Here is a 21,220-nt window from a genome sequence, read left to right as displayed (position 1 = left end):
AACCGGTTCAACCCAGGCGAAAAAACGCTAACGCGTCGCGTGGCCGAGCACCGCGCTCACGTCCGCCGCGGTGTTGCGCACGGGCGCGAGCAGGTTCTCGACGACCTCGTCGGTCAGATAGACGGCGGCGCCGGCGATGCTGAGCGCGATCGCGATCTTGCCCTTGGAATCGCGGATCGGCGCGGCGACCGAGCGGACGCCGTCGCCGGCCTCGCTCTCGTGCATCACGACCCCGCGCTTGGCATGCGCCTCCATCTCGCCGAGCCAGGTCTTGAGCCGCTTGGCGTCGGCATCGGGCCGCGCCGCGCGGAACAGCCGCGTGAGCGTCTCGGTATCCTCGTCGAGCAGCAGCGCCTTGCCCAGGCCGGTCTCGACGATATGCCGGCGGTCGCCCGGCGCGGTGGCGACGCGCAGCCGCTGGCGGCCGGTGACGCGCTCGAGATGGCGCGACCAGTCGCCCTCGCGCTTGCCGATAAACACGCAATAGCCGGTCTGCTCGGACAGCGCCTCCATGTGCGGGCGCGCGAGCCGGACATAGTCGACCTGCTCGTGCGCCATCGTGCCGAGCTGGAGCAGCTTGGGGCCGAGCGAATAGCCGTCGGTGGTGATCGAGAGATAGTCGCGCGCGCGCAGCGCCTGCACCAGCCGGTGCGTGGTCGATTTGGTGAGCTCGAGATTGCGGGCGAGGTCGGTGACCTTGACCGGCCCGTCGATCACCTGGTCGAGGATGTCGAGCCCGCGCATCAGCGTCTGCACGCCCTTGAGCCCGGCCGATGCCTCTTTCTCGTCTGCAACCATCCTCGTCCTGCCTCTGCCCTTGCCCGGTGCGATCGAGCACCGGCGATTCAGCCGCCCGACTGGGCGGCACGTTGTGGAACGTCGATATCAATATATGGGATAACCGACGCGGAATGCCATCGGTATTTAGCGCATCGCTGCGGAATGGCGAATGCGCCCGATGCGTCATTTTGGCCTTACCAATAACGTTGATATTGGCAAGGTAGCTGCTAAGCGTCACTCTCTCACAACTGGAAACGGCCACCATGAAGATCACCGCTGCCCGAGTCATCGTCACCTGCCCCGGGCGCAATTTCGTGACGCTCAAGATCGAGACCGACCAAGGCGTCTACGGCATCGGCGACGCGACGCTCAATGGCCGCGAGCTGTCGGTGGTCTCCTATCTTCAGGATCATGTCGCGCCGTGCCTGATCGGCATGGACCCGCAGCGGATCGAGGATATCTGGCAGTATCTCTACAAGGGCGCCTATTGGCGGCGCGGCCCGGTGACGATGCGCGCGATCGCCGCGGTCGATGTCGCTTTGTGGGACATCAAGGCCAAGATGGCGGGGATGCCGCTCTACCAGCTGCTCGGCGGGCGCAGCCGCGAGCGCGTGATGGTCTATGGCCATGCCAACGGATCGGACATCGACACGACGGTCGAGGCGGTCGGCCGCTATATCGACATGGGCTACAAGGCGATCCGCGCGCAGACCGGCGTGCCCGGGATCAAGGACGCGTACGGCGTGGGCCGCGGCACCATGTACTACGAGCCGGCCGACGCCGCATTGCCCAGCGTCACCGGCTGGGACACGCGCAAGTCGCTGAACTATGTCCCCAAATTGTTCGACAAGCTGCGCGCGACCTATGGCTTCGACCATCACCTGCTGCACGACGGCCATCACCGCTACACCCCGCAGGAAGCCGCCAATCTCGGCAAGATGCTCGAGCCCTACCAGCTGTTCTGGCTGGAGGACGTGACCCCGGCCGAGAACCAGGAAGCGTTCAAGCTGATCCGCCAGCACACCGTCACCCCGCTCGCGGTGGGCGAGATCTTCAACACGATCTGGGACGCCAAGGACCTGATCCAGAACCAGCTGATCGACTATATCCGCGCGACCATCGTCGGCGCGGGCGGCCTCACGCATCTGCGCCGCATCGCCGATCTCGCCAGCCTCTATCAGGTGCGCACCGGCTGCCACGGCGCGACCGACCTGTCGCCGGTGACGATGGGCACCGCGCTGCACTTCGACACCTGGGTGCCCAATTTCGGCATCCAGGAATATATGCGCCATTCCGAGGAGACCGATGCGGTCTTCCCGCACGACTATCACTTCGAGGACGGTCACCTGCACTGCGGCGAGACGCCGGGCCATGGCGTCGACATCGACGAGGCGCTGGCCGCCAAATATCCCTACAAGCCCGCCTATCTGCCCGTCGCGCGGCTCGAGGACGGGACGATGTGGAGCTGGTGAGCCGCGCCGCGGGCCTCCTCATCGGCGCGCTGCTGCTCGGTGGCGCGGCGCGCGAGGAAACGCCGGACGTCTATCTCCTCGCCGGCCAGTCGAACATGTCGGGCCGCGGCGAGCTCGCCGAGCTGAGCGAGGCCGAGCGCGCGCTCGATCCCTGCATCCGGCTCTACGGCAATGACGGCAAATGGCGGATCGCGGCCGAGCCGCTCGACGATGCCGCAGGACAAGTCGATGCGGTGGCCGAAGACCGGCAAGCTGGCGTCGGCCCCGGCCTGTTCTTCGCGCGCGCGATGCTCAAGCGGCGCACCCGCCCGATCCTGCTGGTGCCCTGCGCCAAGGGCGGCAGCTCGATCGGCCGCTGGGCGCCGGGCGGCGGGCGCGACACGCTCTATGGCGCCTGCCTGGCGCGGGTGCGCGAGGCGGGCGGCCGGATCGCGGGTGTGCTGTGGTACCAGGGCGAGAGCGACACCGGCTCCGATGAGAAGGCGGCTGCGTGGAAAGCGCGGTTCGCCGCGCTGGTCGCAAGCCTGCGGCGCGACCTCGCCGCACCCAGGCTGCCGGTCGTGTTCGTCCAGCTCGCCGACCGCGCGACCAGCCCCGAGCGCGCGGCGCGCTATCCGGCCTGGGCGACCGTGCAGCAGGCGCAGGCGGCCGTTTCGCTCGGCTGCACGCACATGGTCCCGGCGAAGGGCCTGACGCTCAACGCCGACGAGCTTCACCTTTCCACCGCCGGCCAGCGCGCGCTCGGCCAACGGCTGGCGGTGGCGATGGAGGGACTGCGCAAGGGCGGCTGCGGCTAGGGCTCTTGCCCTTTCTGCCGTCAGCCGCCCCGCCCCCTTCTCGCTACTTCCGGCCGCGGCCCCCGACGGGCCCATGGAAATCCGCCTCGACGATGCCGAGCCGCCAGCCGGGCGACACCTCGTTGGCGCCGGTGTCGCCCGCCTGCCGCGCGGTGGCAAGCTCTACGATGTTTCCGAAGGCATCGCGATCGGCGCTTGGTCCGGTCTGGACGATCCGCAGCACGCGCCCGGTCGCGGGCGCGAAGGGAATGCCGATATAGCCAAGGCTCTTGTCGCTCAGGCCCTCCCACACCGTCTTGCCGTCGAGCAGGATGCGCAGCGGATAGGCCCGCGTGCGCCAGCCGACGAGCTTCAGCTCGACCTCGCTCAGCGTCACCGGCGTGTCGAAGCGATACTCGATCCACGCCGTGTCGGGCTTGCCCGCGCTCGACCAGCGCGACAGTTCGTTGTCGTCGATCGACTTCGCGGCCTCGGCGCCATTGTCGCCCGCGACCACCTGCGCCGGCACATGGGTCGTCCGCGTCACGCGATAGGATGGCGTCGACGGCGTCGGGCCGCGCACCAGCGATCCGTGCTGATATGCCTCGGGGAAATCGAGCGAGAGCCCGCCCGACGGCGCCTTGGGCATCACCACGGGAATGGTGAGTTCCGCCGGTTTGAGCCCATCGGTCCTAGCGATCACGCGGACGGCGCCGGGCCGCGTCCCGGCGCGGAGCAGCACGCGGTTGACGCCCCCCTCGACCGGAAGCTCGCGCGACAGGACATGATTGTCCTCGGCGCGCGCGGTGCCAGGATGGCTGGTGGTGCCGGGGATCGATTCCTGCGCGATCGGCTTGTCCGGCCGCACCTTGCCGGTCGAATCGCCCTGCGCGATGCCGCCGCGCCATTCGGCGGGCCCGGCGAGGTCGAACGAGACCTTGTTGTAGGCCGTCGGCACCCGCCGCCCCTTGGCGTCGACCACCTCGACATCGACCAGCGCGATGTCCGCCCCGTCCATCACGAAGCCGCGCGGGCTGGTGCGCGGAGTCAGCTTGAGCGCGGCCGCTTCGCCGGTCGTCTCCAGCGTGAACGCCGACTTGCGGCCATCGGCATGAGTCGCCACCGCGCGCAGCGTGCCCGGCTGCCACGCCACCTTGGGCCAGGTGAACAGGAAGCCATGGCTGCGCGCGCCCTTGCCGAGCGAACGGCCGTTGAGGAACAGCTCGACGCTCTCGCCGTTCGACACCACCATCTGGTCCTTCACCGTGCCCGGCGCATAGTTCCAGTGGCCGATGATGTGCGTCGCGGGCTTCTCGGGATCCACCCAGCCGTTCCACATCACCTGATGCGCATAGAAGCCCTGCTTGGGCAGGCGCACCGCATCCACCTCGCCCGAGCGGCGATAATTGTTGTCGCCGCGGAAGTGCGTGTTGCTGTCCGACCAGATGATGTTGACGCCGCCCGAGCTCACGCGCTTCCCGGTGCCCGGCCGCACGCGGTAATAGTCCCACCACCGCCGCACATCCTCGGCGGCGTGGCTGTCCTGGTTGCGGTTGTAATCGGGCGAATCCTTGTGGAAGGGTGGCGTGAACTCGTCCTGATAGGCGCGCGCGCCCTCGTCGCGGCTATATTCCATCGCCCACATCGGAATGTCGCCGCTCTTGTTGATGTAGAGCATCTCGCCGCCATATTCGGCTTGCTTGCTGTCGAGCATCTCGCGCGAGCCGATCGCGCGGCCGCCCTTCGGGTCGTACTGGTCGCGGATCGCCTTCAGCTCGGCCATGTGCGCCTCGCTGATGCTCTCGTTGCCGCCTTCGTAGAACAGGATCGACGGGTTGTTGCGGTTGTAGATGATCGCGTCGCGCATCACCTCCTTGCGCTGCTCCCAGCGGCGTCCTTCCACGTCGTGCTCGGCGTCGCCCGCCGGCATCGCCTGGATGAGCCCCACGCGGTCGGCGGATTCGACGTCCTGCTTCGACGGCGCGATGTGCATCCAGCGGACGAGGTTGCCGCCGCTCTCGACCAGCAGCGCGTTGGAGAAGTCGCTGATCCACGGCGGGATCGAGACGCCCACCGCCGGCCACTCGTTCGAGGTGCGCTGGGCATAGCCGTGCACCTGGATCACGCGGCCGTTGAGCTCGACCATGCCGTCGGCGAATCGGGTCTGGCGGAAGCCGGTGACGGTATCGACGCTGTCGATCGCCTTGCCGTTCTCGATCAGGCTGGTGGTGACGGTGTAGAGATAGCCATAGCCCCAGCTCCAGAAATGGAGCCCGGTCAGGCGCTGCGCGGCGGACAGCGTGCGCGTCTCGCCCGCCTTCACCACCGCCGGCGCGCCGTCGAAGCTCGCGATGCGCTTGCCGTCGCGATCGCGCACCTCGACCCGCAGCGTCACGCGGCGGTCGGCCCCCGCCGCGCTGCGCACCTGGCTCTCGGCATGCACCGTCGCCGCGCGCCGCGCGATGTCGAACTGGTCGGCCCAGACATATTGGCCAGTGGTGCCGAGCGACGAGTAGAGCGGCAGCGTCTGGTACACCGGTCCGGTCAGGTGCAGCCGGACATTCCTGGTGATGCCGCCGTAGTTCACGTTGAAGTTGCGGTCGTTCCACTGGAAGCCGCTGCCCGTCGCCCGCTCCTTGTAGCGCCAGTCATTGTCGACGCGCACCGCGATGACGTTCCCGCCCGGCCGCAACGCGTCGGTGATGTCCGCGCCGAACGCCATCGCGCCGTGCTCGGACAGCACCACCGGCTTGCCGTTGACCCACACCTCGGCCGCCTGGCGCACCCCCTCGAACTCGAGGAACGCCCGGCGCCCCGCTGCCCCGGCCGGCAGCGTGATGCGCTTGCGGTACCAGGTGATGCCGGTCGACAGCTCGCGGATGTCGCGCGCGAACGCCTGCTTCTCGTTGAACGCGTTGGGCAAGGTCACGGGCTGCCAGCCGGCGTCGTCGAAGCCGGGCTGCTCGGCGCCGGCGACGTCGCCCGTCGTCGATCGCCAATCGGGGTTGAGATTATAGGTCTGCCGGCCCGACGCGACGACGGTCGACGCATCGTGCGCGAACGCCGTACCCGCGGGCGTCAACGCCGTGATCGCCAACAATGTGCCGGCCGCCAGACTCCGCATAGATCCTCCCCATTTGATCGATTTTCCGCAATACGGAACAATGTCTCACATTGTTGACCAACCGCGGCAAATTGGCAAGGCCAAATGGTCGAGCAGCTTTTCGCTTGTTTCGTTGCGGTCGGTGAGGGAAATTGAAGCGATGATGCCTGCCCAGAAACTCTATCAGCGGATCGCCGAGGACATCGCAACCGCGATCGCCGACGCCCGCTTCGCGCCCGGCGCGCGTCTGCCCAGCGAACGCGATCTCGCCGAGGAATTCGCCGTCAGCCGCCCGACCATCCGCGAGGCGATGATCGCGCTCGAGATGCGCGGACTGGTCGAGGCGCGCAAGGGATCGGGCATCTATGTCACCCAGGCCCCGCCCGTGCGCGACGATGCCGATGCCGAGCTCGACGTCGGCGCGTTCGAGCTGATCGAGGCGCGCACCCTGTTCGAAGGCGAAGCGGCGGCGCTCGCCGCGGCCTCGATCGACGCCGAGACGCTGGCCGAGCTGCGCCACCTGCTCGAGGTCATGGAGCATGACGCCGACGCGCCCGAGGCGGTGGACGCCGACCGGCGCTTCCACCTGGTGATCGCCGAGGCGACGGGCAACACGCTGATCCGCTCGGCGATCGAGACGTTGTGGGACGTGCGCGAGCGCTCGCCCTTGTGCATCCGCATGTTCGCTCAGGCGCGCCGCGAAGGCGTGACCCCCCGCGTCGCCGAGCATCGCCTGATCGTCGACGCGCTCGAAGCGCACGACCCCCAGGCCGCCCGCGAAGCGATGCGCAGCCACTTGCGGCGCGTGACGGCGGACTTGCTCGACGCCACCCGGCTCGAACTGATGAAGCAGGCCGAAGCCGATTTCCACGCGCAGCGCAGCCGAGTCGTCGCGCGCACCGGCGTCTGATCGCGCGAATTGGCCTGACCAAACACGCGGCGATGCGCCTCCACCCTTCGCAGAGCGGACCTTCATGAGATTGCTGATCGCCATGCTGACCCTGTCGCTCGCCTCGTCCGCCGCGGCCCAGACCGCACGCTTCGCGTTCGACCGCGAAGCCGAGGGCCATGTCCGGGTCGCCACCGGCGTCCGCTATGACCCCGCGCGCGGCTATGGCTGGGAGGATGATGCGCGCTTCTCGGTCAAGCTGCCCGAGGGCAATTACCGGGTGACGCTGGTGCTCGGCGGCAAGCAGGCCTCCGAGACCACGGTCAAGGCCGAGGCGCGGCGGCTGATGCTCGAAGCCGTGCGCACGCCCGCGGGCCGCACCGTGACGCGCAGCTTCGTCGTCAACATCCGCACGCCGCAACTGACCCCGCCGCCCGCGAACGCCCCCGGCGGCACCGCCGTGCGCCTGCCCGAGGGCGAGGCCGCCACCGCGACCTGGGACGACAAGCTCACGCTCGAATTCCTCGGCAGTTCGCAGCATGTCAGCCGCGTCACGGTCGAGCCCGCCGACGTGCCGACCGTCTATCTCGTCGGCGATTCGACCGTCACCGACCAGCGCGCCGAGCCCGCGGCGAGCTGGGGGCAGATGCTGCCGCGCTTCCTCGACGACGGGATCGCGGTCGCCAACCATGCCAAGTCGGGCGAGACGCTCAAGTCCTTCGTCACCGGGTTGCGGCTCGACAAGGCGCTGTCGCGCATGCGCAAGGGCGACGTGCTGCTGATCCAGTTCGGCCATAACGACCAGAAGGCGCAATGGCCGCAGACCTATGCCGATCCGGTCCACACCTTCCCCGCCTGGCTGCGCGCCTATGTCGCCGAGGCACGGCGCCGCGGCGCGACGCCGGTGCTGGTCACCTCGCCCGAGCGGCGCAATTTCGACGCGGCGGGCCGGATCGAGCCGAGCCATGGCGACTATCCCGACGCGGTGCGCCGCGTCGCGCGCGAGGAAGGCGTCGCGCTGATCGACCTCACGCCGATGACGATCGCCTTCTACGAGGCGCTCGGCCCGGCGCGCGCGCCGCTCGCGTTCAACGACGGCGGCAAGGACAAGACGCATCACAACAACTATGGCGCGTACGAGCTCGCGCACATGGTCGCGTCGCAGCTTTCCAGCGCCGTGCCGGACATCGCCGCGCATGTCCTGCCCGAGGGGCGAAGCTACGACCCGGCGCGCCCGCTGCCGCCCGAGCAGTTCGCGCTGCCCGCGAGCGGCTTGCGCAGCGACCGCCGGCCGGAGGGGAATTGATGATCAACCGCCGCAACCTGCTTGCCGCCGGCTCCGCAAGCGTCGCGCTTCCCGCCGTCGCCCAGGCCGCGGATCCCGCCCTTGCGCCAGCCCGGATCATCCCGCTCTGGCCGGACCGCGCGCCGGGCGGCGAGAAGGTCACCGTCCAGCAGCGCGCCGTGCCGCGCAGCGCCACGTCCGGCCCGGAAGACGTCGCCTGGTACGGCGTGACTCGCCCCACGCTCGGCATCGTCCGGCCCGCCAGGCCCAATGGCTATGCGCTCCTGATGGCGCCCGGCGGTGGTTACGAGCGCGTCGCCTCCGCGCCGAGCGGCGGCGGGATGGCGCGCTTCCTCGCCGGCCGCGGCTTCCTCGTCGGCACGTTGATCTATCGCCTGCCCTATGATGGCTGGGCGGCCGGCCCCGACGCGCCGCTCCAGGACGCCCAGCGCGCCTTCCGCCTGCTCGCGCGCGAAGCGGGGCCGGGGGTCAAGACCGGCGTGATCGGCTTCTCGGCCGGCGGCCATGTCGCGGGCAGCCTCGCCAGCCGGTTCGCGGAGGCCAGCTACGCGCCGCTCGACGCGCTCGACCGGACCTCCGCCCGCCCCGCCTTCGCCGGCATGTTCTTCCCCGTGGTGACGATGGCCGCGCCCTATGCCCACGGCCAGTCGCGCCGCAACCTGATCGGCCAGGACCCGACGCCCGAGCGCATCGCGCGCTGGTCGGTCGAGCAGAACATCCCCGCCGACATGCCGCCGAGCTTCGTCACCGTCGCCGCCGACGACCGCACCGTCCCTGCGGAGAACAGCCTGATGCTTTTCTCCGCCTTGCGCGCGAAGAAGGTGCCGAGCGCGCTCCACGTCTTCGACGTCGGCGGGCATGGATTCGGCAAGCCCGGCGACCCGTCCGGTCCCGGCCATTTCTGGCCCGATCTGTTCGAGGACTGGCTGCGGCGCCAGAAGCTCGAACCTATCTCATAATACGGGATCAACTCTCAAAATATGACTGTTCAAGCCTCGTCCCGTGCGGCATAGGGATAGGGGCAAAGGGGACAGGAGAGAGCCAGATGGAGCCCGAGGCGCTTGCGTTTCGCATGCAGCTCAAGCCAGGCATGGCGGCGGAGTATCGCCGCCGGCACGACGAGATCTGGCCGGAGCTCGCCGCGCTGCTCCGCGATGCCGGGATCAGCGACTACCGCATCTTCCTCGATCCGGGGACCGGCGCGCTGTTCGCGACGCTGAAGCTCGCCCCCGACAACCAGCGCGATACGCTGCCCGGCCACCCCGTGATGCGGCGCTGGTGGGATCACATGGCCGACATCATGGAGGTCGAGCCCGGCAACCGGCCGCGCGAATGGCCGCTCGAACCGATGTTCCATCTCGCATGAACCAAGGCCGCCTCCCGAACGGATTGACGCGGCGCGGCTTCGGCGCGGCGGTGGCGGGCGCGACGCTCGCCGCCGGCGTCTCCGCGCGCGCGGCATCGGGCAAGCGGCGCGGGCCCTATCTGATCGGCGCCGACATCACCTGGGTGCCCGAGGACGAGGCGGCCGGCGCGACCTATTTCGAGGATGGCGCGCGCAAGGATCCGCTCGCGATCCTCAAGGGCGCGGGCTTCAACGCGATCAAGCTGCGCACCTTCGTCGATCCCGCCAACGGCTATTCGAAGGGCAAGCCGGGCGGGCCGTGGGGCGGCGTCGAATCGACCATCGCCTTCGCCAGGCGCGTCCGCGCGGCGGGCATGCACCTGTCGCTCACGCTCCATTATTCGGACAATTGGGCCGATCCGCAGAAACAGGCCAAGCCCGCCGCCTGGGCCGCCCTGCCCTTCCCCAGGCTGGTCGACGCCGTGCACCGCCATACCGATGAGGTGCTCGCGGCGATGAGGGCGGCGGGGGTCGCGCCCGACCTGGTCATCCTCGGCAACGAGACGACCTTCGGCATGCTGTGGCCCGACGGGCGCGTACCGCTGACCATCCCGACCGGCAATCCGCTCACCGACAAGGAACATATGTCGGCGCCCGGCGCGGGCGGCTACGACCGGTTCGCGACGCTGCTCGAGGCCGGCATCGCCGCGGCGCGCACGCAGCTGCCGGGCGTGCCGGTCGCGCTGCACAACCATCTCGGCCGCCACTGGGAGATCGTGCGGCACTGGACCGACAGCCTTGTCGCGCGCGGCGTGCGCTTCGATGCGCTCGGCTTCTCCTGCTACCAGCAGGCGGCGCAGGGCGACTGGGCGCGCACCTTCGCTGAATTCAGCCGCCGCTATCCCGATCTCGGCTTCCTCGCGCTCGAATATTCGTCGCGCAAGCGCTACGTGAACGACCTCGTCCATGCCCATCCCAATGGCTGGGGCAGCTATATCTGGGAGCCGACGCGCCACCAGGAGGCGATCTTCCGCAAGGACGGCGCGAGCGCGGGCGAAGGCCCCCGCCCCGACCTGCTCGCGCAAGGGCTCAACGCCGCCGAGGCGCCCGGCGCGGCACCCGCACCCGCGCAGCCCGCGCCGCGGCGGCGCGACCATGGCGGCCGCTACGACGCCGATCCCGAATTCCTCGACCTCTATCGCACCATGGCGCGCGACTATGGCCTCACGGTCCCGCAGCGCGCCGCTCAGCCTCGACAGGAGATAATAAGTGGCTTCGCTCATGCATGATGTGCCCGCCAAGCACGATGTTCCGCGCCAGCAGGTGACGGACGCGATCGACCGGCTGATCGACAATCTCGTCAACATCAAGGACGAGACCGGCGAATTCCTGCTGCACCTGGAAGACGGCCGGATCATCGACACCAAGGGCTGGGCCGGCTGGGAATGGACTCACGGCGTCGGCCTGTTCGGCATGTGGCGCTATTACGAGCAGACCGGCGACGCCAAGGCGCTCGGCATCATCAAGCAGTGGTTCGTCGACCGCTTCGCCGAGGGGCAGACGACCAAGAACATCAACACCGTCGCGCCGTTCATCACGCTCGCCTATCTCCACGAGCGCGAGCCCGATCCCGCCAACATCCCCTATCTCGACGAATGGGCCGAATGGCTGATGGCGCCCGACGGTCTGCCCAAGACCGAGGATGGCGGCTTCCAGCACATCGTCTACAATGACGAGAATCCCGGCGAGCTGTGGGACGACACGCTGATGATGTCGGTCCTCCCGCTCGCCAAGATCGGCCTGCTGCTCGACCGGCCGCATTATGTCGAGGAGGCCAAGCGCCAGTTCCTGGTCCACATCAAGTATCTCTTCGACAAGAAGACGGGGCTGTGGTTCCACGGCTGGGACTTCAACGGCCGCCACAATTTCGCGGAAGCGTTGTGGGCGCGCGGCAATTGCTGGGTGACGATCGCGATCCCCGAGATCATCGAGATCCTCGACCTGGCCGAAGGCGACGCGCTGCGCACCTTCCTGATCGATACGCTCGCGGCGCAGGTGAAGACGCTCGCCGAGACGCAGCACGAGAGCGGGCTGTGGCATACGCTGGTGGTCGATCCGACCAGCTATCTCGAGGCCTCGGCCACGGCGGGCTTCGCCTATGGCATCCTCAAGGCGGTGCGGAAGGGCTATCTGCCCGCGGCATATGGCGCCGTCGGCATCCGCGCGGTGCAGGGCGTGCTCGCCAATATCGACGCGACCGGCGAGCTCAAGCAGGTCTCGTTCGGCACCGCGATGGGCGACACGCTGCAGTTCTACAAGGACATCGCGCTGACCTCGATGCCCTACGGCCAGAGCCTCGCGGTGCTCGCGCTCGCCGAGTTCCTGCGCACCTACGACTGATCTTGTCGGCCGTCAGCGCCCGGCAGAGGCGCGGACGGCCGTTGCTTGAGGAGGATATCCGAATGGCCGTCACCGGCGCCTTCGCCCCCACCGGCACCCGCCCGGTCCGCTGGTACAACTATGCCGCCTATGGCGCGAACGACGTCCTCGGCGCCGGCTCGATGGCGGTCATCAGCGGCTGGGTGCTGTTCTTCTACACCACCTTCTGCGGGCTCGAGGCGTGGCAGGCGGGCCTGATCTTCACCGTGGCGCGCGTGCTCGACGCGATCGCCTCGCCGATCATCGGCCATATCTCGGACAATATGGGCAATAGCTGGCTCGGCCGGAAATTCGGGCGGCGGCGCTTCTTCATCCTCGCCGCGATCCCGTTGCTGCCCTCGTTCGCGATCATGTGGATCGCGGGTCAGGGCTTCTGGTTCTACCTCGTCACCTATGTCCTGTTCGAGCTGGTCTACGCGATGGAGATCATCCCGTACGAGACGCTCGCGGCGGAGATGGGCAAGGATTACCGGACCAAGGCCAAGTTCGCCGGCATCCGCATCCTGTTCGCCCAGGCGAGCGCGATCCTCGCCGGCTTCCTGCCCGCGATGCTGATCGAATCGCTCGGCAAGGACAGCGCCGACACCTTCCTCTACATGGGCATCCTCTTCTCGGCGCTGTTCATGATCACCGCCGCCCTGCTGTTCCTGCTGAGCTGGGAACGGCCGCCGTCCGAAGTCGCGGCGCTGCGCCCGCCGGGCGAGGCCAGGCCCAGCCTCGGCGCCGCGATCAAGGCGCTCTACCGCAACCTCTTCTCGACCTTGCGCATCCGCGCCTTCCGCCTGCATCTCGGCATGTATCTCGGCGGCTATATCAGCCAGGACGTGTTCAACGCCGCCTTCACCTTCTTCGTGGTGTTCGCGCTGGCGGGTTCGATCACCATCGCCTCGTCGCTGCTCGGCACGATGTACATCGTCCAGTTCGTCGCGGTGCTCATCGCGATCAACCTCGCGCTGCGCTCCTCGCCCGCGCGCGCCTATCAGCTCGCCGCGATCAGCTTCGCGATCGGCGTGATCGGGCTGCTGGTGATGTGGAACATGGGCGTGCGCTCGGGCGACTGGCTGCTGTGGGTGCCGATCGTCTTCGCCGGGCTCGGCCGCGGCGCGCTCAACTACATCCCCTGGGCGACCTACAACTACATGGCCGATGTCGACGAGATCGTCACCGGCCGCCGCCGCGAGGGCGCCTTCGCCGGGGTCATGACCTTCGTGCGCAAGCTCACCCAATCGGCCGCGGTCGCCGGCGTCACCGCGATCATGAGCGCCGGCGGCTTCGTCTCGGGCGCCAAGGCGCAGAGCGAGGGCGCGATCCTCACCCTCGCCCTGGTGCTCGGCATCGGCACGATCGGCATGCTGTTCTTCGGCATCCTCGTCTCGAGCCGCTTCAAGCTCAACTCCGGCACGCACGACGTGCTGATGGACGAGATCGATCGATTGAAGCGCGGCGAGACCGGCATCTCGCCCGAGAACCGCGCGATCGTCGAGGATCTGTCGGGCTGGCGCTACGAGCAGCTGTGGGGGAACAACCCGGTCGCGGGCCAACGCGGCTGAGCGCCGGGGGCGGCATGTTCGAGTGTCCAGACCGCCCGGAACGCGATCGGCAGCGGCTTCGCCTCTTCGCCTCCGCGCGGTCCAATGGCGGCGGCGCGCCTCGTCCGCTCGGGATTCGCCCTTTTCCCGCGTCCTCACCGGAAAGGTGAATCCGCTCGGCGGCAAAAGCCAACATGTTGTGCTACATGTTCCACTTTCCACTCTTGCAGGCCGACCCTGTCCCAGCCGGAAACCGCAGATTCCCGCCACTTTCCACGCGTTTCACGTGAAACCCATTTGGTTATTTTCCGGACGCCGCCTGGATGGCTTTGGAAAGCTGAAAATCGCTTCGCCTAGCTTCCCGCGACGAACACCGCTTCCGCCGCCTCGCCCGCCAGCGCGAGGTTCTGGATCGCTGCCAGCCCCCATTGCGCGGTGCCATTGGTCGAGACCGGCGCTTCGTCCACGGGCTTGAGCACCGCCGGCCCGGCGATCTTCTTCGCCCGCGCGGCAAGACCCATGTCGAGCCCGGCATCGCCCGAGAAGAATTCCTGCCACGCCCGCTTCGCCAGCGCCGGATCGGACAGATGCTTGGCGGCGAAGGCGGTGAGGCGCGAATGGCCCTGGCGCAGATTGCGCCCGCGCCCCGGCGCGCCGGTCATCGCGGTGAACTGCGCCGCCGGCGCGTTATAGGCGACGCAATAGTCGAGCCATGCCTTCTCGTACGCCGGCACGTCGAACAGGTCGAACAGCTCCGAATTGATCTCGACCGCGCCGAACACCGAATTGAGGTGGCTGATGCTCACCTTGTCCCCCGGCCCGGTGAAGCGCCCGGTCGCAAGGTCGAAATTGGCGCCCGCCGCGAACCAGCCCTTGGGCAGCGCGCCGATCGAGGCCATGCCGTTCTGGATGCGGTCGCGCCACTTGCGGTCGCCGGTGCGCTCCCATTCGGTCAGCCACGCGCCGACCAGCGAGCACCAGCTCGTCCCGAACGACATCGAGACCTCGCCCTGCTTCGGCTTCGAATCCACCGTCGCGCCATTGCCCGGCTCGGCGCTCGAGCGCGCGCCGACCTTGCGTCCGATATCGACGGTGATCAGCGCGCGATCGCTGTCGAGCAGGTCGCGGATCAGGTCGCCCACCCGCTCATCGGCGGTGAGATAGTAGTAGATGCGCCGGTAGATCGCGTTGGAGACGCGCGGCTGCTTCGAGCTGTCGCCCCAATGCTGCACCGAATGGCGCGTGCCGAGCCCCTTGAAGCGGCCGAGATGATAGACGTCGACCTCGCCGGTATGCCGCGTCATCGCCTCGGCCAGGCGGAACACCTGCGCGTCGCCCGAGCGCAGGAAGCTGTACCATAGCCACAGGTCGGGCGAGAGCTCGCTATTGTCCCAGGCGAAGCCGCCGATGTCGTAGCGCCAGACATGGCGGTCGGCATCGTAGCTGTGCATGACGTCGCCATAGTTCCAGAAGCCGTACCAGCGGCGCTGCTCGACCTGCTCGCGGTAGAAGCGCAGCAGGAAGTCGTTCTGCTCCTCGATCGCGCGCTTGGCCGGGGTCGAGCGGTCGGGCAGGCTCCAGTCGCCGAACACGCCCGCGGCATGGAGGTGCTGCGGCGTGGTCACCAGCCGCGGCGGCTTGGCGACCGTCGCCGCCATCGCCGCGAAGGTGTCGCGCGCCGGGGTCGCGCCGAGCGCCCACAGCGTGAACTCGGTGGTGCGCGCGATGCCGTGCGGCGTGCCCCAGCCCTTCTCGTAATCCTCATAGGTGATGTCGAGGCCGTCATTCTCGGCGGCGTGGTCGTTCATGCCCATGCCGTCGTGATAGAAGCGCAGGTCCATCGCCGGAGCGCTGGGCGAGTGATGCCACAGCGTGAAGCTCGCCGCGTCGGTATGGGCATCGCGGATGTCGAGCCGCACCGGGCAGCGCTGCCAGAAATCGCCGAGACCGAACGCCACGCCGCCCGATGCGCCGCCGACGAAGCCGAGGCCGTTCGCGCGCGCGCCGCTGTCGACGTCGATCCAGCCATGTCCTGGCTTGGTGCGCTTGGTGATCGCGAAGCCGTCCGAATTGGGCTGGGAGAGCGTGAAATCGCCCCATTGCGGGATGTATTTGAGGCCGTTGCGCACCGGCCCGGCGAGCTGCTCGACCGGCGGTACCTTGAGCCCGGCGACCTGCGCGTCGCGGAACGGCCTGCCGGCATCGCGGCGCAGCCCGGTGAGCGGCTGAACCGCCTCGCCCCACACGCCGTCGCCGGTCCCGGCGAAACGGACATGGCGGTCATAGGGCAGGTCGCGCAGCGGCACCACGCCGGTGAGGCCGAGGCCGCGGATGAAGTCCCTGGTCTCGTCGCCGTCGAAGATGAAGCTGTGGACGATGCGCACCGCGTCCGACCCGGCGTAGAAATAGAGGCGCATGGAGAAGGGCAGCCATTCGCGCCCTTCTCCGGCGTGCATGCCCTCGACCCTGACCACCGCGCGCACCGGTCCGCGCTGCTCGACCATGGCGTGCGTCACGCGGCCGCGATAGGCGCGCGTCGTGACGGTCTCCGCGCCGTCGCTGTCGGGCTTGTCCTGCGCGGTCGCGGCGAGGCCGACATTGCGCAGGATCTCGGTCTCGCCGCGGTGCGCGGAGAGGATGATGTTCTCGCCACCCCTGGCGATGCGCCAGCGCACCGGCCCGGTGGAGACCTCGATCGAATCCGCCTGTTCGGTCACGCGCAGGGCTTCGGCGGGCGCGCCCGGCTTGCCCGGTCCGAGCCTGGCATTCGCGCCGGGAGCTGCCGCCGGGGGAATCGCATGCGCGGTCCATTTGATCGAGCCGTCGGGCCAGGTGGCGGTGGTCCAGCTCTGCACCGGCAGCGCGCGTCCGTCGCCGTCGCGCAACGCGAAGGCGGCATTGGCGCGCTTGGTCCCGCGCGGCCACGGCACGCCCCAGGTCAGGCCGTCATGCCGCACGGCCGGCGCGCCGTCGAGCCAGCGGACCGGCGCATCGACCAGCGCCGGCGCGGGTCGCCTGACCTTCGCCCGCGCCGTGCCCAGCGGCACGCCGAGAACCGCTCCGCCCAACGCCGTCCGCGCCAGAAACCCGCGCCTGCTGACCGCCATCCCGTCCTCCTCGATCGATATGCCTTTGCCTTCAGCGCCGCGGCATCTTCATGCCGGTCCCCAGGAAGTATGAGGTGTGCGGCGGCTGGTTGTAGGCGGTGTTCTGCCACGCGACGCCGAGCCGGTAGACGCGGTCCTGCATCAGCGTCGGCAGCGTGAACTCGGTCGGATAAGGCGTGACATAGATGCGCAGCGACCGGTTGTCCGCCGTGCGCCACACCACTTCCTCGCGCCAGTCGCCGAGCAGGTCGGCGCTCAGTGCCGGGTTCGCCTTGGTGCCGTTGTTCGACATCAGGCCCTGCGGCTCGAGCAGCGGCACGCTGGCGCCCTTTTCATAGTCCCATTTGAAGATGCGCGTGCCGTCGAGCAGCTCGCGCGAGAGGTCGCCGTCCCACCAGATCGCGAAGTTCATCTGGCGCGGCCGCGGCCCGACCGCCTGGCCCTTGACGTCATAGAGCTCGCTGGTGTTGCTGCCCCACGCCTCGGCGCCGGGATGGCGCGGATCGATGTCCGCCGCGACGCCGCGGCCGGTGTCCTTGTCCGCCATGGTCTTCCACAGGACCTCGCCGGTGCGCGCGTCGAGCATCGCGCCGCCGATCCCGCCATTGTTGCGGACATTCTCGTGCACGCCCCATTTCTCGAGCCCCGGCCGCGAAGGATCGAGGTCGGACACGTGCATCGCGTCGCCATGGCCGAGGCCCGAGCTCCACAGCCCCTTGCCGTCGTCGTTGACCACCATCGAGCCATAGACGATCTCGTCGCGGCCATCGCCATCGACATCGGCGACGCTCAGCTGGTGGTTGCCCTGCCCGCCGAACTTCGCGTTGCCCGGCGCCGCGCTGTCGAACAGCCAGCGCTTGACGAGCTTGCCGCCGCGATAGTCCCATGCCGCGATCGTCGAGCGCGCATAATAGCCGCGGCCCATGATGATGCTCGGCCGCTTGCCGTCGAGATAGGCGACCCCGGCGAGATAGCGGTCGGAGCGGTTGGCATAGCCGTCGCCCCACACCGCCTTGAGCTGCTCGCCGTCCGGGTTGGCCGTGTCGGGGTGGCGCGGGGGATCATAGGGCGCGGTGGCGAGAGCGCGGCCGGTGCGCCCGTCGAACACCGTCAGGAACTCGGGGCCCTTGAGGATACGGCCGGTGAGCTGCGCCACCCGGCGCCCGTCCGGCAGCTCGGTCGATCCGGTGCGGTCCCCGCTCGGCTCGGCGCCGCCGCCCTCGATCCAGTTCGCCTTGGCGTCGCCGATCACCTTGCCGGTGCCGTCGATCGTGCCGTCGGAGGTCTTCGCCGCCAGCTCGGCGCGGCCGTCGCCGTCGAAGTCGAACACCATGAACTGGGTGTAGTGCGCGCCCGAGCGGATGTTCGGGCCCATGTCGATCCGCCACAGCTTCTTGCCGTCGAGCGTATAGGCATCGAACAGCGTGTTGCCGGTATGGCCGGCAAAGGCATTGTCCTTGGCGATGCTCGGATACCATTTCACGATCAGTTCGTAGCGGCCGTCGCCGTCGAGATCGCCCGCGCTCACGTCATTGGCTTCGTAGGTGTATTGCGTGCCGTCGGGCGCGGTGCGCGGCGCCGGCAGGTCGAGCGGGATCGCGAGATAGCCCTCCACCGCGACCGGCCCCGCCGGGCTCTGCGCGCCGGTCCGGCCGTTATTCACCGCGCTCACCGTGTAACGCGAGCGCGGTGTCCCCGCCTCATCGAGGAAGTTGGTGGCGGCGATCGGCGCCGGCGTGACCGGCTTGCCGTCGCGATAGAGGATGAACGTCGTTCCCGCAGGATCGCTCGTGAGGCTGCGCCAGCTCACCAACAGCCCGCCTTCGCCGGCGACCGCGACCACGCCACGATCGAGCCGCTCGGCAGTGACGGTCTGTGCCAGCGCCGCGCCGCTGCACGAGACGGCGAGCAGAGACAGCATCAGCCGCGCGGGTGTTTCACGGACTCCGGACGACATGGCGCTTCCCCTCCTGCTGGCCCGCCGCAACTGGTCGGGCATCTTGGATGCGCCGTATCATTCCCATATATTGAATACAAAGCCCATTTTGTATCAAAATATGCCAGGGAGGCGATCAAAGCTTGCCGCTGCGGCGCCTTGTCAGGGTCTCAACACGCGAAAATCCTTCACGCGCAAATGGCTGGCGGTGGTGCGCAATCCGAAATGCCCGCGCGTATAAGGCGCGGCGTCGTCGAGACGGAACATCGGCCGCCCGTCGCGCAGCAGTGTGATCCGGCTGCCAAGGGCCTCGAGCCGGATGTGATAGGCGCGATTCGCCTCGATCAGGTCGGCCGGCGCCGACAGATCGTGCTGGGGCAGCAGCGGCCGGTCGCCCGTGCGGCCGACATAGCGCCGGAAGCGCGAGCTCGTGTTCCGGTTGCCGCCGATCCCGGCATAATAGGTGCGCAGCGCATCATAGTCGGCGAAGGCGCCGCTGCGCGGATGCGCGCGGATGTCCCCCGTCCGCGCGCGCGCATCGGTCGCCATCCAGAAGCAGTTGATGTCGCTGACCTGGTCGTTGGGACCGCCCGCCGCCACCGCCGTCACGACATATTCGATCGCCACCGGGCTTTCGAGCGGCTCGCGGAACCAGAGCGTCACGCCCGCCGGGCTGTCGATGTCGAGCACGCCGTCCGTGGCGGTGAAGCGTCCCGGCCGCTCCGCCTCGACGATCCATTGCCCGAGGCCGTGCCGGAAATCGTCGCGATGGATCACGCGCTCGCCACGTCTGCCCGCCCCCGCGCATGCCGGGGCCAGCACTGCCATGCCGAGTCCGACGATAACCTGCCTGCGCTTCTGATCCACACGCACCCCGTCCCACATCTTGATCCAAACATCCCTCATGTGGAATGGGCGGTCAATTCCTCGGGAGCCGCCATGTCCGCCACGCCGCTATTCGATGTCCGGGAGTTCGGCGCGTGCGGCGACGGCCGCGCGCTCGACACCGACGCGATCAATGCCGCGATCGCGCGGGCGGCGCGGAGCGGCGGGACGGTGGTCGTCCCCGCCGGCCGTTTCCTTTGCTTCTCGATCCGTCTCGCCAGCGGAGTCACCTTGCTCCTTTCGGAAGACGCGGTGATCGAGGCGGCCGATCCCGCCCGGCACGGCGGGGCCTATGACCTGCCCGAGGAAGCGACCGGCGAGCTGTTCCAGGACTTCGGGCACAGCCATTGGCGCAACAGCCTGATCTGGGGGATCGATCTGCACGACGTGGCGATCGTCGGTCCGGGCCGGATCGAAGGCACCGGCCTCACGCGCGACGGACCGGGCGCGCGCTGGCGGCGCGATACTGGCGAGCGTCCGCTGTCGATGACCGGGATGAGCGAGGCGGAGATCCGCGCGCTCGAGCCCGAGGAGCAGGCGATGATCGGCCGCGGCAACAAGGCGATCGCGCTCAAGAACTGCTGCCGCGTCACGCTGCGCGACTTCACCATCGCCAAGGGCGGGCATTTCGCGATCCTCGCGACCGGCATCGACGAGCTTCTGATCGAGCGTCTGACGATCGACACCGAGCGCGATGGCATCGATCTCGATTGCGTGACGCGGACGCGCGTTCGCGGCTGCCGGGTCAACTCGCCCAACGACGATGCGATCGTGCTCAAGAGCAGCTATGCGCTGGGCGCGGCGATCGCCTGCGACGATGTGGTGATCGAGGATTGCACCGTTTCGGGCTACGACGCCGGGACGCTGCTCGACGGCACGCGCGGGCGCACGCAGCAGCTCGCGCCCGACCGCGACCGCGTGACCGGGCGGATCAAGCTCGGCACCGAATCCAATGGCGGCTTCCGCAACATCGTGATCCGCAACTGCCGGTTCGAGCGCTCGCGTGGCCTCGCGCTCGAGACGGTCGACGGCGGGTTGATCGAGAATGTGACGGTATCGGGCCTGACGTTGCGCGAGGTGACCACCGCGCCGCTGTTCCTGCGCCTCGGCGACCGCGGGCGCGGCCCGGTCGGTACCGGCGTCGGCGCGATCCGCGGGGTGACCATCGAGGGGGTCGAGGCGAGCGGGATCGACCACCGCTTCGCCGCGACCATCGCCGGCCTCCCCGGTGCGCGGATCGAGGATGTCGCGCTGCGCGACATCGACCTGACCTATGCCGGCGGCGGGACCGTCGCGGACGGCGAGCGGCGTCCGCCGACGCTGCCCCACGCCTATCCCGAACCCAGCATGTTCGGCATCACCCCCGCTTGGGGCCTGTGGGTCCGCCACGCGGCGGGCGTCCGCCTGCGCGACGTGCGGCTGGCGACGGAAACGCACGACGCGCGCCACGAGATCGTTACCGAAGACGCGGAGATCGAACGGACCTAGCGCCGGGCTGGCTCAATCGCTGGGATAGGGCCGGTGTAGCGCGATGTCAGGGTTGAGGGTGACGCCGAAGCCGGGTTTGTCGAGTTCGCTGGCGCGGATCTTGCCGTTCTGGGGCACGGGTTCGCCGAGGAGTTGCGGGGCGAACATGGGGACGACCTCGGTGGG

At 68.8% G+C, this 21,220-nt stretch carries 15 protein-coding genes and 1 pseudogene; 10 read left to right on the top strand and 6 right to left on the bottom strand.

The window, feature by feature from the left end:
• Positions 1-27 precede the first annotated feature (27 nt).
• A complete protein-coding gene (locus tag ABDV68_RS03265) occupies positions 28-798 on the bottom strand; it encodes an IclR family transcriptional regulator (RefSeq protein ID WP_343518218.1) in 771 nt (256 codons plus the stop codon).
• A 245-nt stretch (positions 799-1,043) separates the two neighbouring features.
• Here ABDV68_RS03265 and manD point away from each other — a divergent pair, with 245 nt between their 5' ends.
• Entirely contained in the window at positions 1,044-2,252 is a 1,209-nt protein-coding gene (manD, locus tag ABDV68_RS03260) for a D-mannonate dehydratase ManD (RefSeq protein WP_343518217.1), read from the top strand.
• Positions 2,249-3,049, top strand: coding sequence for a sialate O-acetylesterase (locus ABDV68_RS03255; protein WP_343518216.1), 801 nt, complete (start codon positions 2,249-2,251; stop codon positions 3,047-3,049). The genes manD and ABDV68_RS03255 overlap by 4 nt, the downstream gene beginning before the upstream one ends.
• A 43-nt stretch (positions 3,050-3,092) precedes the next feature.
• On the opposite strand, the gene ABDV68_RS03250 is transcribed toward ABDV68_RS03255, so the two are convergent.
• Entirely contained in the window at positions 3,093-6,152 is a 3,060-nt protein-coding gene (locus ABDV68_RS03250) for a DUF4982 domain-containing protein (protein ID WP_343518215.1), read from the bottom strand.
• Between the two features lie 142 nt (positions 6,153-6,294).
• Between ABDV68_RS03250 and ABDV68_RS03245 the strand changes: the two genes are divergently transcribed.
• From ABDV68_RS03245 to ABDV68_RS03215, 7 genes are all read left to right on the top strand, one after another.
• Positions 6,295-7,041: a FadR/GntR family transcriptional regulator gene (locus ABDV68_RS03245; protein WP_343518214.1), complete on the top strand. Its 747-nt coding sequence runs from the start codon at positions 6,295-6,297 to the stop codon at positions 7,039-7,041.
• A gap of 64 nt (positions 7,042-7,105) precedes the next feature.
• Complete coding sequence (locus ABDV68_RS03240; protein WP_343518213.1) at positions 7,106-8,326, top strand: rhamnogalacturonan acetylesterase; 1,221 nt, start codon at positions 7,106-7,108, stop codon at positions 8,324-8,326.
• Positions 8,326-9,285 carry an alpha/beta hydrolase gene (locus ABDV68_RS03235; RefSeq protein ID WP_343518212.1) on the top strand — a complete coding sequence of 320 codons (960 nt, stop codon included), beginning with the start codon at positions 8,326-8,328 and terminating at the stop codon, positions 9,283-9,285. The genes ABDV68_RS03240 and ABDV68_RS03235 overlap by 1 nt, the downstream gene beginning before the upstream one ends.
• Positions 9,286-9,398: 113 nt before the next feature.
• Positions 9,399-9,692, top strand: coding sequence for an L-rhamnose mutarotase (locus ABDV68_RS03230; RefSeq protein WP_343518211.1), 294 nt, complete (start codon positions 9,399-9,401; stop codon positions 9,690-9,692).
• Positions 9,689-10,960 (top strand): glycosyl hydrolase 53 family protein, encoded by a 1,272-nt coding sequence (locus ABDV68_RS03225; RefSeq protein ID WP_343518210.1) that lies wholly within the window; start codon positions 9,689-9,691, stop codon positions 10,958-10,960. Before ABDV68_RS03230 ends, ABDV68_RS03225 begins: the two co-directional genes overlap by 4 nt.
• The gene (locus tag ABDV68_RS03220) at positions 10,953-12,071 is read left to right on the top strand and encodes a glycoside hydrolase family 88 protein (RefSeq protein WP_343518244.1); all 1,119 of its coding nucleotides are present in this window, start codon (positions 10,953-10,955) and stop codon (positions 12,069-12,071) included. The genes ABDV68_RS03225 and ABDV68_RS03220 overlap by 8 nt, the downstream gene beginning before the upstream one ends.
• Positions 12,072-12,133: 62 nt before the next feature.
• Positions 12,134-13,660 (top strand): MFS transporter, encoded by a 1,527-nt coding sequence (locus ABDV68_RS03215; protein ID WP_343518209.1) that lies wholly within the window; start codon positions 12,134-12,136, stop codon positions 13,658-13,660.
• 332 nt (positions 13,661-13,992) lie between these two features.
• Here ABDV68_RS03215 and ABDV68_RS03210 read toward each other — a convergent pair whose 3' ends face one another.
• The 3 genes from ABDV68_RS03210 to ABDV68_RS03200 all read right to left on the bottom strand — a co-directional run bounded on the left by ABDV68_RS03210 (position 13,993) and on the right by ABDV68_RS03200 (position 19,510).
• Positions 13,993-16,746, bottom strand: a complete 2,754-nt coding sequence (locus ABDV68_RS03210) for a Tat pathway signal sequence domain protein (RefSeq protein ID WP_343518208.1) — start codon at positions 16,744-16,746, stop codon at positions 13,993-13,995.
• A 31-nt stretch (positions 16,747-16,777) separates the two neighbouring features.
• Positions 16,778-18,667 (bottom strand): rhamnogalacturonan lyase, encoded by a 1,890-nt coding sequence (locus ABDV68_RS03205; RefSeq protein WP_343518243.1) that lies wholly within the window; start codon positions 18,665-18,667, stop codon positions 16,778-16,780.
• Positions 18,668-18,844: 177 nt separating this feature from the next.
• Entirely contained in the window at positions 18,845-19,510 is a 666-nt protein-coding gene (locus tag ABDV68_RS03200; protein ID WP_343518207.1) for a DUF6250 domain-containing protein, read from the bottom strand.
• A 111-nt stretch (positions 19,511-19,621) separates the two neighbouring features.
• Between ABDV68_RS03200 and ABDV68_RS03195 the strand changes: the two genes are divergently transcribed.
• Positions 19,622-21,055, top strand: coding sequence for a glycosyl hydrolase family 28-related protein (locus ABDV68_RS03195; protein WP_343518206.1), 1,434 nt, complete (start codon positions 19,622-19,624; stop codon positions 21,053-21,055).
• A gap of 12 nt (positions 21,056-21,067) precedes the next feature.
• Here the strand turns inward: ABDV68_RS03195 and ABDV68_RS03190 are convergent.
• Positions 21,068-21,220 (bottom strand): annotated as a pseudogene (locus ABDV68_RS03190) (L-rhamnonate dehydratase); the annotation flags it as partial.

This window comes from Sphingomonas sp. (assembly GCF_039595165.1).
Taxonomy (GTDB): domain Bacteria; phylum Pseudomonadota; class Alphaproteobacteria; order Sphingomonadales; family Sphingomonadaceae; genus Sphingomonas.
The sequence above is the reverse complement of the archived record's forward strand: the minus strand, read 5'-3'. Positions and strand labels throughout refer to the sequence as shown.